Here is a 14,526-nt window from a genome sequence, read left to right on the forward strand (position 1 = left end):
GGTTTCGTTTTGTGTGAGCGGCGGCTCATCTGCTGTTATCGTGTCCTCAGAGGCCTGTTGGTCGGCCTCGCGGACGATATCGGAGATGTACCCTTGGCCGAGGCACGTCTGACACTACTGGGCGGTTTCAGCCTGCGGGACGCACGGGGCACGACCTGCGAGATCCCCGGCGCAAAGCCCGTCGGACTGCTCGCCGTGCTGGCGCTCGCGCCGGACGGGCGGCTCGGCCATGACCAGATCGCCGCGCTCCTGTGGAGCGACCGCGCCGCGCCGCAGGCGCGCGACAGCCTCAAGCACGCGCTTGCCGACCTCCGCCGCCGCCTCGCCGCCGCCGGGCTGGACGCGCTGGAGGTCGACCGCCAGTCGGTGCGGCTCGATCTGAATCGGATCGCCGTCGATGCGGGCGAGTTCAAGGCCCTCGCCGGCGCCGCGGACCCGCAGGCGAAATCACGGGCGCTGGAACTCTACGGCGGTGAGCTTCTCCACGGTGTCAGCGTGCGCGACCCGGCCTTCGACGACTGGCTCAGGCAGGAGCGGGCCACCTACGCTACGCTCGCGGAGTCGACGGCGGCCTTGCTCCTCGCCGATGCGGAGGCCGAAGCGGATGACGCGGCGGTCCGCGAGGCCGCCACGCGGCTCCTCGGTCTCGATCCGCTGCGCGAGGACGCGGTGCGCGCGCTCATGCGCCTGCACGCCGAGGCTGGCGAGCGGGCAGCCGCGCTCCGGTGCCTCGAGGAATTGCGCGAACGGCTCGCAGCCGACCTGCAGATCGAGCCCTCCTCCGAGACCGAAGCCCTTGGCACCGCGATCCGCGAGAGTCGGATCGCCGCCAGCGTCGCCCCGGCCGGCCTGCCGCTGCCCGACCGCCCGTCCATCGCGGTGCTTCCCTTTCACACCCTCCAAAACGACCAGGACCAAGCCTACTTCGCTGACGGCGTCGTGGAGGACCTCATCAACGCGCTCTCGCGGTACCGCTGGTTCTTCGTGATCAACCGCAACTCGAGCTTCGCCTTCCGCAACAGCGAAATGCCGATCGCAGAGATCGGCCAGAAACTCGGTGTTCGCTACGTCGCCACCGGCAGCCTGCGGCGCGCCGGGAGCCGCATCCGGCTCTCGGCCGCACTGATCGAGGCGGACACCGGAATCCAGCTCTGGGGCGACCACTATGACCGCGACCTGACCGACATCTTCGTCATTCAGGACGAGTTGACGCGCCGGATCGTCGGCGCCATCGAGCCGGAGCTTCTGGTTGGCGAATCCCGCCGTGCGCTCGACCGCTCCGCCGGGCAGCTGGCCGCCTATGACTGCCACATGAAGGGCATGTGGTTTCACAACCGGCAGCAGGATGCAGAGGATTTCGCGCAGGCGCTCCACTGGCAGCGCCGCGCTATCGAGCTCGACCCCGGCCTCGCGCGCGCCTACATGGTCCTCGCGCGGGCGCTCTATGCCCGGAGCCTCTTCGGCTTCAGCGACGACATCGCCCGCGACCGCGCCGAGCTGATGGCGGCGGCGGAGAAGGCCGTTTCGCTGGAAGAGGGGGATGGCTATTCGCACTACGCGATGAGCCTCGCCTGCCTGATGGATGAACGCCCGGTCGAGGCGCTGGCCGCGGCGGAACGCGCGGCCGACCTCAATCCGAACCTGGCTCTGGCTCAGAACGCGCTTGGCTGGACACGCATCGCCAACGGCCGCTTCGCCGAGGCGCTCGATCCGCTCGAGACCGCGCTCCGCCTCAGCCCGCGCGATCCCCTGACCTATCTGTTCCTGAGCCGCATCGGCCTCGCGCATTACCACCTTCGCGACTACGGCAGGGCGCTGGAGTTTTCCCGGAAGGCCTTCGCGCTCCGGCGCCAGCCGTTCATCGCGCTGGTCATCCTCGCAAGCCTCGGACAGCTCGGCAGCCCGGAGGTCGAACCGGTGCGGCAACAGCTTGCCGCGCTCGCGCCGGCCGGCGACAGGGATTACTGGCGGTTGCTGTTCGTCTATTCCGATCCGGCCGACGAGGACCACTTGCGCGACGGGCTGCGGAAGGCCGGTCTCGACGCGTTCCCGGAACCGAGCCAGTCCCGGAACGCTCCGAGCGCGCAGATCAGGCGATAGACCGACCGTTGCGCCCCGGGCATCCGTTCGGCCCCGTGGCTCTTCGCACCGTTCGCGACGATTTCCCACGGCAGGACCGGAATTTGCGTCATCTGATCGGTTTCGCGGGGGGATGTGTTTTTGCTGAGCATCGCGTCGTCTCCTGTTATCGTGAGGGCCTGTGCCATCTGTTAAACCCAGCATGCGCCCGGATGCGGGAGCCGGACGGGAACGCGGCGGGAAACGATCGGGAATTCGGCACTGTAGAAGGGGAAATCGCACCGTGGCCGCGGCAACCCTCTCGATTCTTGGAGGTTTCGCCCTCACCGACACGGCGGGCGGCGACTGCGCCCCGGCCGGTGCCAAGCCGCGCGCCCTGCTCGCGGCGCTCGCGCTGGCCCCCGATGGACGCCTCGGGCACGACCAGATCGCAGCACTCCTGTGGAGCGACCGCGCGGCGCCGCAGGCACGCGACAGTCTTAAACACGCTCTGGCGGGGCTGCGGCGGGCGCTTGACGCGCTCGCACCAGGGCTCATCGACAGCGACCGGCAGTCGGTGCGGCTCGATCTGGCGCGGCTAGAGGTCGACGCCGTCGCCTTCCGGCGTCTCGCAGTAACGGAGGACGAAACCGGCTGGACCGAGGGCCTCGCCCTCTATCGCGGGGATCTTCTCGACGGGATCGCGGTGCGCGATCCGGCTTTCGACGACTGGCTTCGGCAGGGACGGCTGGAGTTCCGGGCCACGGCCGAGTCGATTGCGGCTCGTCTCATGGCCGCGGCCGAAGCCAAGGGCGACGAAGAGGCGACGCGATCCACAGCGATGCGGCTGCTCGGCCTCGATCCCCTGCGCGAGGAAGCCGTGCGCGCGCTGATGCGGCTCCACGCCGCGCAGGGCGAACGCGCGGCGGCGCTGCGGCTCTTTGCCGAACTTCGCGACCGGCTGGCCGAGGAGATGCAGACCGAGCCGGACAGCGACACCGTGGCGCTTGAGGCCGAGATCCGCACCGGTGCCGGCCGGGCACCGGGTGCCGCGGCGCCCTACCCGCCGCTGCCCGACCGCCCGTCGATCGCGGTGCTGCCGTTCGCCAATCTCTCGGGCGATCCCGATCAGGATTATTTCGCCGACGGAATCGTCGAGGAGATCATCACGGCGCTGTCGCGCATCCGCTGGCTGTTCGTGATCGCCCGCAGTTCCAGCTTCACCTATCGCGGCCGCGCCATCGACGTGAAGCAGATCGCCCGCGAGCAGGGGGTGCGCTACGTCCTAGAAGGCAGCCTGCGCCGGGCGGCCGATCAGGTGCGGATCACCGCCCGGCTCGTCGACGCCGGGACCGGCCTGCAGCTCTGGGCCGACGGCTTCGACGGGGTCATGAGCGACATCTTCGACCTGCAGGGCCGGATCACCGCCCGCGTCGTCGGCGAGATCGCGCCCCGGATCGAGGAGGCCGAGATCGACCGGGCGACACAGAAGCCGACCGCCCGGCTCGATGCCTACGACTATTACCTGCGCGGGCTCTCCTCGGTGCACCTGTGGACGCGGGACGGCAACGCGACGGCCATCGCGATGTTCGGCGAGGCGGTCAAGCGCGACCCGGATTTCGCCGCCGCCTACGGAATGGCGGTGCGCTGCCATTCGCAGCGCAAGGCCTGCGGCTGGGTCACCGATCCCGCCGCTGAGAAGCGCGCGGTCCGCGACCTTGCGGCGCGGGCGATCGCGACGGGCGGCGGGGATGCCGTCGCGCTCGCGACGGCGGGGCTCGGCCTTGCATTCGTTTGCGGCGACATCGGTGGCGGCGGGTCGCTGATCGCGCGCGGGCTGGAGCTCAATCCCAATCTCGCGATGGCCTGGGGGTTCAGCGGCTGGATCAATGCCTGGGCGGGCCGGCCGGAGGAGGCAATCGCGGACCTTTCCCGCGCGATCCGCCTCAGCCCGCACGACCCCCATGCCGCGACGACCCACGGGGCGATGGCCTGCACCCATTTCTTCGCCGGGCGGGACGAGGAGGCCGTGCATTGGGCGCAAAGCTCGATCCGGCTGCGGCCGAGCTACCAGGTCGCGCATTGCATCCTCGCCGCGGCGCTCGCCCGGTCCGGCCGGGTCAAGGACGCGCGGCAGGTCGTCGAACGGCTCCGCCTGAGCGATCCGGGTCTGCGCATCACGACCCTGCTCGAAGCCTATCCGTTCCAGCGCCCGCGCGACGCGGCGCGGCTCAGGGACGGGCTGGCCGTCGCCGGTCTGCCCGAATGATACGCTGAGCGGTCAGAACCAGCCCGCCGCACGGAGTGTCTTCTCGAACGACCGCCCGACCGGGATCACGGTCCCATCGGTCGCGACGAGCGAGCGCTTGCGGTTTTCCAGGAGCGTGTCTGCGACCGCGGCGCGCGACACCCACCAGGACCGGTGGACCTGCAAGCCTTCGCACCCGGCGAGGTCCTCGACCGCGTCGCTCATGCGGTGCAGCACGAGGCCGTCGCCCGCGTCCGTGTGCACCCGGAGGTAGTGATCCTCCATCTGCAGGTACCGGATCACACCCGTCAGCCCGTCGGGCCGCCGCCTCAGCATGCCGACGGTCGGCAGCGTCGGCATCGTGGGGCTGGGGTCTGGCGCCGCGCTCGGCTGCGCGGTGCCGACGACCGGCCAGCGCTCGATCAGGACGTACTGGATCACCGAGAAGACGGTGTTGATGACCACCACGTTGAGATAGGTGGCCCAGGGCGCCGGCAATCCGGCTTCGGGCGCGACGATCGTTTCCATCAGCCAGCGAACCTGGAACGTCAGCGGCACCGCCCCGAGAAAGGCCGAGGCCAGAAGCAGCGCCCAGCCCGGCCAGTTTCCGGCCCCGAAGGACGCGCGCACCCCGCGCGCGATCAGGATCATCTGCAGCCAGCCGAGCGTGACCGAGGCAGTCCAGAACAGCATGAGCCCGCGCAGGTCTTCCCCCGCGCGCACCGCGTCCCCGGCCTGCCAGACCATGAAGGCCGCCGTCGAGAGAATCGCGATCAGGTAGCGCAGGGAGACGCTGTCGAGGATCCGTTGCGCTGCGGATCGGGGAGAGGGGTCGGTACGGTTCACGCTTCGCGAAGCGTACCACCGGCGGGATTGGCGAAACAACCGTGCCGGATCACGAAAGCCGGCTGGAACGGGCCGGGCGAGGACGCCAGAGCTGCCTCCATCGCAACCGGCATCCACTCGGACGAAAGGACATCAAGTGAAACAGAAGCTTGCGCTCTGCGCCCTGATCGCGGCACTCGGCACCGGCGCCGCCGCGGCCGCCGACATCGACCTCACCATCACCGGCTTCGGCGACGACACCGGCCTCGCACGCATCGTCGTGATGGACGGCGAGGCCGGCTATCGCGGCGAGATCCCGGTCGCCCAGATAGCCTCGGTCCCGATCCGCGCCGGTCGCGCCGAGTGGCGGGCGGACGACCTGCCGCCCGGCCGTTACGCGATCATCGCCCATCACGACCGCGACGGGGACGGCGCGCTCAACCGCCCGTTCCTCGGCCTGCCGCAGGAACCCTACGGCTATTCGAACGGCGTCTGGACGAGCTTCGGCCTGCCCGATTGGGAGGCGGTCGCCGTCGATCTCGGCGAAGCGCCGGTCCGGCAGGCGATCCGTCTGCGCATGAATGCTTTCGCGGCCGTCTCGCAGATGGCGCTTGTCGGGCTTCCCGCGCTTGTCGCGCTGTTCGGCGCGCTCGCTTTGCTGCGGCGGCTGCGCCGCACGGCAACGATCTGACCATTCCGGAACAGGAGAGAACCATGACCCGTGAAACGCTCATTCGCGCCGGTGCCGCCGGCATGATCGTCGCCGGTGCGGCGCTCGGCTATTCCTATGTTTCGCATCCGCACCACATGACACCCGAGACCATCGCCAGCCCGGGCTGGATCGCGATCCACGCGCTTTTCGCGCTCTCGCTCGTGCTCGGCCTGCTCGGCACGACCGCGCTTTATGCCGCGACGGCTCTGCGCAGCGGGGCGCTCGGCCTCGCCGGCTATGTGACGCTCTATATCGGCATGATGATGATCTTCGGCCTCGACTACTACGAGGTGCTGATCGCGCCCTATCTCGCGCTTCACTATCCCGAGGTCATCGCCGATCACGGCGCCGGCGACGCGATGGGCGCCGTGGCCGTGGCCTTTCCGCTGGCCGGCCTGCTCACGGTCCTTGGCTACGCGGCCCTTGGTGCTGCCTGGCTCCGCGCCGGGATCATGCCGCGCGTGCCCGCCCTGGCGCTGATCGTCACCGCGCTCGCCTTCGGCGCCGGGCTGAGCCCCCTTGGCGGTCTCGCGGCGGCACGGATCACGGCGGCGGCGTTCGGGCTTGCGCTGATCGCGATCGGGGTCGTCGCGTGGCGCGCCGCCTCGACCCGGAGGGCGGAGGCGTGACGGGCGCGTTCGGCACCGAATTGCCGATGGTTATCGAATAACCGAAGCCCGATGTTGCCTATCATGCGCGCCGGCTCCATTGCTGCCACATATTCGATCTCAACGAGGGAATCTCGATGCTGCACAAGTTCCGCACCTCCGCCATTGCCGCGCTCCTGATCGCTTCCACGGCCGCCGCACCCGCAAGCGCCTGGGGCCAGCGCGAGCAGGACATGCTCAAGGGCGCCGCCGCGGCGGCGGCGGTGGGCTATCTGTTGATGAACTCGCGCGCCAAGGCTCAGCAGCCGGCCCGTTCGCAGACCGGCTATTACCAGCCGCAGACCAGCTATCGGCAGCCGCAGACCAGCTACCGGCAGCCGCAGTCCAGCTATTACCCGCAGCCGTCCTACCAGCAGCCCGCGCGCTACGAACAGCCGAGCTACGGCTCCTCGGACGTCTATTCGACCCCGGCCGCGCGCGCCTTCAACAGCTATCCGCTCTCGGACCGCCGGCGCATCCAGGCGCGTCTGTCCGAGTGGGGCTATTACAACGGCGGCATCGACGGCTCGTTCGGCCCGATGACCTACCGTGCCGTCACCGCGTTCGCCGGCGACTCCCAAGGCACGACCGAGCTCACCACGGTGGCCGGCGCCTACGACTTCTACGGCCGGCTTCTGCGCTGAGGCCACCCGGCTGGGAGGCCCGCGCTTCCCGGCAGGATGAGACACCCGAGCGGCGGGCGCATGTCGACCGCGCCCGCTGCGCCCCTTGGCAGAGCCGCGGCACCCGCGCTCTCCCTGCGCCCAGTGGGCTGCCCCCGCCGGTTCGGCGAAAATACTCTCCACCACCGCCAAGGATTGACGCCTCGCCCGCGTCATAGTTCCGTCATGCGCATGCAAACCCCGGACGAGGACCTGGCCGAAGCCGCCGCAGGAGGAGACCGCGACGCCTTCGCGGCGCTTCTCGCGCGGCATTACGACCGGCTTCACGGCCTGTCCTTCCGCCTGACCGGCAGCCGGGCCGAGGCCGAGGATCTCGCGCAGGACATTTGCCTCGCGCTCCCGGCGAAGCTCGGGAGCTACCGGCGCGAGGCGCGGTTCACGACCTGGCTCTACCGGGTCACGGTGAATGCCGCGCATGACCGCCGCCGCCGAATGGCCGCCCATGCGCGGGCCGCCGACGGCTGGGGCGACTGGGAGATCAACCGCCGCGCCGGGATCGCCGAGGCGGCCCAGGCTGGGGACTGGCTCGCCGCGACAATGGCGCGGCTTACACCGGAACTGCGCGACACCGTCGCCCTCACGCTCGGGGAGGAACTGAGCCAGAAGGAGGCCGCCGAGGTGCTCGGGCTCTCCGAAGGCACGGTCGCCTGGCGGATGAGCGAAGTGAAGAAACGCCTGCGCGAGATGGCGCGGGCGGAGGGCATGCTATGACCGACGATCTCGACCGCCTGCGCGCCGCGTTGAAGTCGCACCCCGCCCCCGACGGGGCGGCGAAGGCCGAAGCCCTGCGGCGGGCGATGGAAAATTTCGACCGCCACCAAGGAAGCGCGCAAGCGCCGCGTCCCAATCAGGACCGCCCTGCACGGGCGGGTGTTCTGAAAGGAGTACGCGAGATGATGTCGAGACTGACCACGAGACCGGCGCTGGCCGCCACCGCCTCCGTCGTCGCCATCGGTGTGGCGATCACGGTCTACCCCGAACTGCGGCGGAGCGTTTCGGCGCCGTCCCCTGTCGCCACGGCGACCGGCGAAGCCCAGACCGGCGAGGCCCGCGCGCGGCAATCCTTCCCCGAGGTCGGACGGGACGCGGGCACCGCCTCCCCGCTCGAATCCACCGCGCCGGCGATCGCCGCGGCCCCAACGCCGAAAGCCGCCCCGGAAGCCGACGCTCTCGCCGACATGCCCATAGCGGCCGCGCCGCCCGCGCCGCGGAAAGAAGCGGCCGAGGCGATCACCGCGCAGACCGGCATCATGACCGAGGAAGCGTTCCGGTCCGCCACTTCTGGCGATGTCGCGGGCTACGTCCTGCCAGAGGCCGAGACGGTGCTGGCACCGGCGCCGCTCACCGAGGCCTATCCCGAAGCCGACCCCAATCCGCTGAAGGTCACGGCCGAGGAGCCGGTATCGACCTTCTCCATCGACACCGACACGGCCTCCTATGCGGTGCTCCGCTCCTCGCTCACCAATGGTTATCTGCCGCCCGCCGAGGCCGTGCGGGTCGAGGAGATGGTGAACTACTTCCCCTATGCCTACCCGGCGCCGGACGAGGGCGACGCCCCGTTTCGCGCCGCGGTGACCCTCTTCGAGACGCCGTGGAACGCCGAGACCCGGCTTCTCCGCATCGGCCTGCAGGGCGAGCTTCCCGCGACCGACGACCGGCCGCCTCTCGACCTCGTGTTCCTGATCGACACGTCGGGTTCGATGGACGATCCGAAGAAACTGCCGCTCCTGAAGCAGTCGCTCGCGCTGATGCTCGGCGAGCTGCGCCCCGAGGACCGGATCGCGATCGTCACCTATGCCGGCTCCGCCGGCCTCGTGCTGGAACCCACCGACGCCGCCGACCGCGCCGCGATCCTCGCGGCCCTCGACCGGCTCGGTGCGGGCGGCTCGACCGCCGGGGCGGAGGGCCTGCGCCTGGCCTACCGGACCGCCGAGAGCATGGCCGGGGAGGGCCGGATCGGGCGCATCCTTCTGGCCACCGACGGCGATTTCAACGTCGGCATCCACGATCCCGAGGCGCTGAAGGACTTCATCGCGCAAAAACGCGAGAGCGGCACCTACCTTTCGGTCCTCGGCTTCGGCCGCGGCAATCTCGACGACGCGACGATGCAGGCGCTGGCCCAGAACGGCAACGGCACGGCGGCCTATATCGACACGCTCGCCGAGGCGCAGAAGGTGCTCGTCGACCAGCTCTCCGGCGCCCTCTTCCCGATCGCCGACGACGTGAAGGTCCAGATCGAGTTCAACCCCGCCGCCGTCGCCGAATACCGGCTGATCGGCTACGAGACCCGCACCCTGGCGCGCGAGGACTTCAACAACGACAGGGTCGACGCGGGCGAAATCGGCGCGGGCCACCAGGTGACCGCGCTCTACGAGATCACGCCGGTCGGCAGCCCGGCGCGCCGGACCGATCCTCTGCGCTACGCCGAGCCGCAGCTGCCCGGCGACGCCGCCGAGCTTGGCTTTCTCAAGCTGCGCTACAAGGCGCCGGGCGCGGCGACCTCGCGGCTGATCGAGACGCCGATCCCCGCCACGCCCGCCGAGGCCGACGCGGATGTGCGTTTCGCCGCTGCCATCGCCGGCATGGGCCAGCTCCTCTCCGACCCGAAATACCTCGGGCAATGGGGCTGGGACGACGCCATCGCGCTCGCCAACGGCGCCAGGGGGGACGATCCCTACGGCTACCGCGCCGAGGCGGTGCAGCTCATGCGGCTGGCGCAAAGCCTCGCGCGCTGAGGCTTCTTCATTGCGCCAAATACCCCCGCCGGAGGCAGCGGAGCGCCCGTTGCGCAGGCAACGGGCGCGACAGATATCTCGCGCCCGCAAGGGCGCTCCGCCGGCCCACCTCAAAGATCGCGGAAGCCAAGCTCGGCGACGAGGCCGAGCGTCCGCGCCCGCATCCAGCGATGCGCCGGATCGCGATCGTGTCGCGCATGCCAGTAGAGGCTGATCTCCGGCACCGGAATCTCGAACGGCGGCGCGAAGATCCGGAGCGGCACGCTGTCCCGCACGGCGCGCGCGAACTGCACCGGCAGGGCCGCGAGGTGGCGCCCCTGCGCGACCGCGAGCGCCACCGCCTGGAAATGCGGCAGCGCCAGCGTGACCCGGCGGTGCCGGCCCTGTTCCTCCAGCGCCGCATCGACCCGCCCCCGCATGCTGCCGTCGACCGACCGGATCGCATGTTCGAGCCCGCAGAAGACCTTCATCGGCATCCGCGCGCCCTCGGCGAGCCCGGCCACGGCGGGATTGCCCCGCGCCGTCACTATCACGAAGGGCGCGCGGAACATGACCTCGCGCGACACGCCCTCGGGCACCTCGATCGGCTGCTCCAGCGCCATGTCGACGCCGTCATCGCGCAACAGTCTCGGCACGTCGCCATGGGCGCTGTCGAGCAGCCTGAGCCGTACGCCCGGCGCCTCCTCCCCCAGCCTTTCGGCCAGGCGCGGCATTAGGAGCATCGAGAAGAAATCCGACCCGAGGAAGGTGAAGGTCCGCTCCAGCCCCGCCGGATCGAAGGCCGGTCCGGGCGCCAGCATCCTGCCGATCTCCGCGAGCGCCGCCCGCGCGCGCGGCGCCAGCTCCTCGGCGCGCGGGGTCGGCACCATCTCGTTGCCGCGGCGCACGAAGAGCTGGTCGCCGAGCGCGTGGCGCAGGCGGTTCAACGCCGCGCTGACAGCGGGCTGGGACAGGCCGATCCGGTCGCCGGCGCGGGTCACGCCGCGCTCCTGCCAGAGTGCGTCGAAGACCCGGATCAGATTGAGATCGAGTGCGTTCAAATCCATCCCATGGATCGGCTGCATAGAGACTTGCGATTTCATGGATGAAGCAATCCGCGCTAGATTGCAACTGCCGCCGCTTCCGGCATCGACGCGAAGGACCCCACGATGAATGCGCTCTCCACCCCGGATTCCGGGACCGAACTCTTCTGGTTCATGAACAACCTCCTCGCGATCCCCGTCTCGTGCGAGGCTGGCGCGGACCGCCTGTCGGTCGTCGAGCAATGGGCGCCCCATGGCGACAGCCCGCCGCTCCACATCCACCACAGCGAGGACGAGGTCTTCGTGGTGCTGAAGGGACGGCTCCGGATCCAGATCGACGGCACGGATGTCTTCCTCGATGCCGGCGGCACCGTGATGGCGCCGAAGGGCAAGCCGCACAGCTTCCGCGTCGAAAGCGCCGAGGGCGCGCATTTCCTCGCCATCACCAGCGGTAAGGATTTCGAGCGCATGATCCGCGCGGCAAGCCGCCCTGCCGACCGGCCAGGCCTGCCCGATCCCGCCGTGCCGACCGAGGCGATGAAGGCCGAACTCACCCGCATCTGCGCGGACCACCGGATCGAGATCGTCGGCCCGCCGCTCCACTGACACCTGCGAGGCACCCCTCGGCGGGATGCGGCGACACGGTCAATCCTGCGTCGCCCGCCGCCCGGCGCGCCAGTCGCGGACCCTGTCGCTCAGCCCGTCATGGTCCCCCAGCGGCCGGCCCGGAGCGGCGTCCCACCAGTCGTCGCGCCCGTCACGCTCTTGCGGGTTCAGCGGGTAGACGATGCGGTTCTCGGGCTTCGAGGCCTCGCCGACGACCAGCAGGCGTACCTCTGTATCGGTGTTGTTGATGAAGGTGTGCGACTGCCCGGTCCCGGCCGGGAACCCGACCGCGTCACCGGGCGACAGGCGGTGCAGATGGCCATCGAGCCAGACATCGGGTGCGCCGTCGATGACGTAGACGAACTCTTCCTCGGCGCTCTCGGCGTGCGGGTATGATGTCCGGCGGCCGGGCAGCAACCGTTCGTGGTGGATCCCGAGGCGGGTCAGCCCGAAGTGCCGGCCGAACGGGGCGCCGATGCTCATCCGTTCGTCTTCGCCGCGGTAATAGGGCCGGTCGGCGCCCTCGATCTCCTGCCAGTGGGCAATGCACGCGGGACGGTCTGGATTGGACATGTGCGCCTCTCCTTCTGCGATGCGGGAAAGACTATGCTCAGCCGCGCGCAAACGAAAGGCGCGCCCTTCAGGGCGCGCCTCTGTCCATCCTTCGCGTCGGGACCTCAGGCCCCGCTCTTCTCGACGGCTTTCGCCTCGACCGTATCGCCCCGGGCGATCTCGATCCGGCGCGGTTTCAGCGCCTCGGGCACTGCGCGGACGAGGTCGACATGCAGCATGCCGTCGACATGCACCGCGTTCGTCACCTTGACGTGCTCGGCCAGCGCGAAGCGGCGCTCGAACGCGCGGGTCGCGATGCCGCGGTGCAGGTAGGTCTTGGCCTCGTCCTCGGCGGCCTTGCGGGCCGAGACGATCAGCGCGCCGTCCTTGACCTCGACATTCAACTCATCGCCCGAGAACCCGGCGACGGCGATGGAGATGCGGTAGGCATTCTCGTCGGTCTTTTCGATGTTGTAGGGCGGATAGGTCGGCTGGGCCACGTCGGCCGAAAGGACCCGGTCCATCAGGTCGGCGACCCGGTCGAATCCGACGGTCGCGCGGTAAAGCGGGGTAAAATCATAGGTTCGCATTGTCATCCTCCATCGAGCGATGTTTCTGGCCCTCCCTCCTCGGGACGGGCGGTTGCCACTCCGGAGCCCTCAAGCGGCACCCCGGCAAACATCACATGTGAAGGCTTTTTGCGGTTTTCAAGGGTCAGGGACGCACGAACCGCGCCCCGGTTTCCGCCTTCGCGCCGGGGAGGATCCGGCGCGGCTCGATCCCGCGCGAACCACCGGCGACGATCACGCCCTTTCCGGTCCGCAACGCCCTGCGCAGTTCCGCGACCGGCTCCTCGAGTTCCATGCCGACCGAGACCACCTTGCCGTCCTCGCGCGTGCCCGCCGCGATGATCGCGACGATCCTCGGCCGGCCGGCCGTGCGATCGAAGACCGGCGCGCCGGACGAGCCGAAATGGACATCGCAGTCGAAGGCGATGAGCCCCACGTCGCGGCCGACGACCCGGCAACCGTCCTGCCACGACAGCGCCGCATCGCGTCCCGTCGCGAAGGACACGACGTCGATCTGGCGAACCTGATTGCCGAGACGCGCGATCGCGAAGGGCGCGGCGGTGGCCGCCGGGATCGGTTCGGCAAGCTCGAGCAGCGCGACATCGTGGCGAACGCTGTCGAGGTCTTTCGGATTCGTCGGATCGTAGCGCGGATGCGCCACAGCACGCGCGACGCCGCTCTCGGCAACGGCGACGCCATCGCGCAACCCGGCGCGAAAACGCATCCCGGCGATGTCCGGCGCCGTGCCCGAGCTGCCGCCGCGAAGGCAATGCGCCGCCGTCAGGACGAGGTCGGGCGCGATCAGGGCACCGGTGCAATAGCCCTGTGCGCCGATCTCGACCCGGCCCACGGCCTCGAAGCCGAGCACATCCTGGCGGAGCGTCAGCCGCTTGAGCGGCGGTGCCTCGGCCGCCGCCGCCCCCGCGAGCGCCAAGACGGCAATGGAAACGAGGCCGATTATCCGCACCGCCGGCCTCACGGCTTGACGAATTTCGCGCCGGCCGAGCCGGTCTTGCCCGTGGGCGATGCACCAGGACCGGGCGTGACCCTCTGGAACGGGCTTTCCCCCGCGGCGAAGGCCGCCTGCAGTTCGGTCAAAGGCTGCGTCATCTGCGTGGCGAGCGCCACCCGCTTGTCGTTCATCTCGGCCTTGGCCGAAACCACCGAGACGATCTGCGCGGCACCATCCTTGACCGCGAAGATCGGCGCGCCCGAGGAGCCGAAATCGACCGCGCAGGTCAGCACGAGAACACCCGGCTGGCGCCCGAGCACGAGACAGGCGTCCTGCATCGACGGCGCCTCGGACCGGTCGAAGGCGTAGGAGACGATGCTCACCGTGTCGCCGCGCATCGGATCGGCGCCCACGTCGAAGGGCCGGATCGAGGGCAGCCGGATCGGCTGGTCAAGCTCCAGGAGGGCGAGGTCATAGGCGACCCGGTCCATCGGGTTTTCCCCCTCGTAGACGTAGTCGGGATGCGCCATCGCTCGCTTCACGCCGCGATAGGCCGCCGCCCGGCCGTTGCGCCAGCCGGCAAGAAAGGTCAGCTCGCCGGGATCGATGTCCGCGCCCGTGCGCTGATCGACCAGGCAATGCGCGGCCGTCAGCACCAGCGAGGGCGCGATCAGCGCGCCGGTGCAAAACGAGGTATCGGCGATATTGAGCCGGCCGACGGCTTCCCAGCCGCGGGTCTCATCCGCCGAGGTCAGGGCATGGAGCGCCGCCGCCTCCTCCGCCGGAGCCGCGAGGGGCCAACCGGCCACCAACAGCGCCGCAATCCAGGTCCGCATGTCGTCTCCCCTCCGTCATCCCGCATTTACCCACCCGTTGAGGCAAATTTGTGACCGAGGGCAACCGGGCGCCGCGCCCGC

General features: G+C 69.9%; 14 protein-coding genes. 8 read left to right on the top strand and 6 right to left on the bottom strand.

Features of this window, described 5'->3' with window-relative positions; translation table 11 throughout:
- Positions 1-93: 93 nt before the first annotated feature.
- Together OEZ60_RS05530 and OEZ60_RS05535 are read left to right on the top strand one after the other, a co-directional pair.
- On the top strand, positions 94-2,100 hold the full coding sequence (locus OEZ60_RS05530) for a BTAD domain-containing putative transcriptional regulator (RefSeq protein WP_263334013.1): 2,007 nt from the start codon (positions 94-96) through the stop codon (positions 2,098-2,100).
- A gap of 262 nt (positions 2,101-2,362) precedes the next feature.
- Complete coding sequence (locus OEZ60_RS05535) at positions 2,363-4,327, top strand: BTAD domain-containing putative transcriptional regulator (protein ID WP_263334015.1); 1,965 nt, start codon at positions 2,363-2,365, stop codon at positions 4,325-4,327.
- Positions 4,328-4,339: 12 nt separating this feature from the next.
- Here OEZ60_RS05535 and OEZ60_RS05540 read toward each other — a convergent pair whose 3' ends face one another.
- Positions 4,340-5,152 carry a LytTR family DNA-binding domain-containing protein gene (locus OEZ60_RS05540; protein WP_263334016.1) on the bottom strand — a complete coding sequence of 271 codons (813 nt, stop codon included), beginning with the start codon at positions 5,150-5,152 and terminating at the stop codon, positions 4,340-4,342.
- Between the two features lie 136 nt (positions 5,153-5,288).
- On the opposite strand from OEZ60_RS05540, the gene OEZ60_RS05545 reads away from it, so the two are divergent.
- The 5 genes from OEZ60_RS05545 (at position 5,289) to OEZ60_RS05565 (ending at position 9,908) form a co-directional block, all read left to right on the top strand.
- Positions 5,289-5,822, top strand: a complete 534-nt coding sequence (locus OEZ60_RS05545) for a DUF2141 domain-containing protein (protein WP_263334018.1) — start codon at positions 5,289-5,291, stop codon at positions 5,820-5,822.
- 23 nt (positions 5,823-5,845) lie between these two features.
- A complete protein-coding gene (locus OEZ60_RS05550; protein ID WP_263334020.1) occupies positions 5,846-6,472 on the top strand; it encodes a hypothetical protein in 627 nt (208 codons plus the stop codon).
- Between the two features lie 116 nt (positions 6,473-6,588).
- On the top strand, positions 6,589-7,134 hold the full coding sequence (locus OEZ60_RS05555; protein WP_263334022.1) for a peptidoglycan-binding domain-containing protein: 546 nt from the start codon (positions 6,589-6,591) through the stop codon (positions 7,132-7,134).
- A gap of 210 nt (positions 7,135-7,344) precedes the next feature.
- Positions 7,345-7,884 carry an RNA polymerase sigma factor gene (locus OEZ60_RS05560; protein ID WP_263334214.1) on the top strand — a complete coding sequence of 180 codons (540 nt, stop codon included), beginning with the start codon at positions 7,345-7,347 and terminating at the stop codon, positions 7,882-7,884.
- Positions 7,885-7,970: 86 nt separating this feature from the next.
- Positions 7,971-9,908, top strand: a complete 1,938-nt coding sequence (locus tag OEZ60_RS05565) for a vWA domain-containing protein (protein WP_411709786.1) — start codon at positions 7,971-7,973, stop codon at positions 9,906-9,908.
- A 110-nt stretch (positions 9,909-10,018) separates the two neighbouring features.
- Here OEZ60_RS05565 and OEZ60_RS05570 read toward each other — a convergent pair whose 3' ends face one another.
- Positions 10,019-10,954, bottom strand: coding sequence for a LysR family transcriptional regulator (locus OEZ60_RS05570; RefSeq protein ID WP_263334025.1), 936 nt, complete (start codon positions 10,952-10,954; stop codon positions 10,019-10,021).
- Between the two features lie 102 nt (positions 10,955-11,056).
- Here OEZ60_RS05570 and OEZ60_RS05575 point away from each other — a divergent pair, with 102 nt between their 5' ends.
- Positions 11,057-11,536, top strand: a complete 480-nt coding sequence (locus OEZ60_RS05575; RefSeq protein WP_263334026.1) for a cupin domain-containing protein — start codon at positions 11,057-11,059, stop codon at positions 11,534-11,536.
- 39 nt (positions 11,537-11,575) lie between these two features.
- Here OEZ60_RS05575 and OEZ60_RS05580 read toward each other — a convergent pair whose 3' ends face one another.
- The 4 genes from OEZ60_RS05580 to OEZ60_RS05595 form a co-directional block, all read right to left on the bottom strand.
- Positions 11,576-12,109 (bottom strand): cupin domain-containing protein, encoded by a 534-nt coding sequence (locus tag OEZ60_RS05580; RefSeq protein ID WP_263334028.1) that lies wholly within the window; start codon positions 12,107-12,109, stop codon positions 11,576-11,578.
- A gap of 104 nt (positions 12,110-12,213) precedes the next feature.
- Complete coding sequence (locus tag OEZ60_RS05585; RefSeq protein ID WP_263334030.1) at positions 12,214-12,678, bottom strand: Hsp20 family protein; 465 nt, start codon at positions 12,676-12,678, stop codon at positions 12,214-12,216.
- 124 nt (positions 12,679-12,802) lie between these two features.
- Positions 12,803-13,591 (bottom strand): trypsin-like serine peptidase, encoded by a 789-nt coding sequence (locus tag OEZ60_RS05590; RefSeq protein WP_263334033.1) that lies wholly within the window; start codon positions 13,589-13,591, stop codon positions 12,803-12,805.
- A gap of 41 nt (positions 13,592-13,632) precedes the next feature.
- Entirely contained in the window at positions 13,633-14,445 is an 813-nt protein-coding gene (locus OEZ60_RS05595; RefSeq protein ID WP_263334034.1) for a trypsin-like serine protease, read from the bottom strand.
- Positions 14,446-14,526: the final 81 nt, after the last annotated feature.

The organism is Albidovulum salinarum, from assembly GCF_025673475.1.
Taxonomy (GTDB): Bacteria; Pseudomonadota; Alphaproteobacteria; order Rhodobacterales; family Rhodobacteraceae; genus Albidovulum; species Albidovulum salinarum.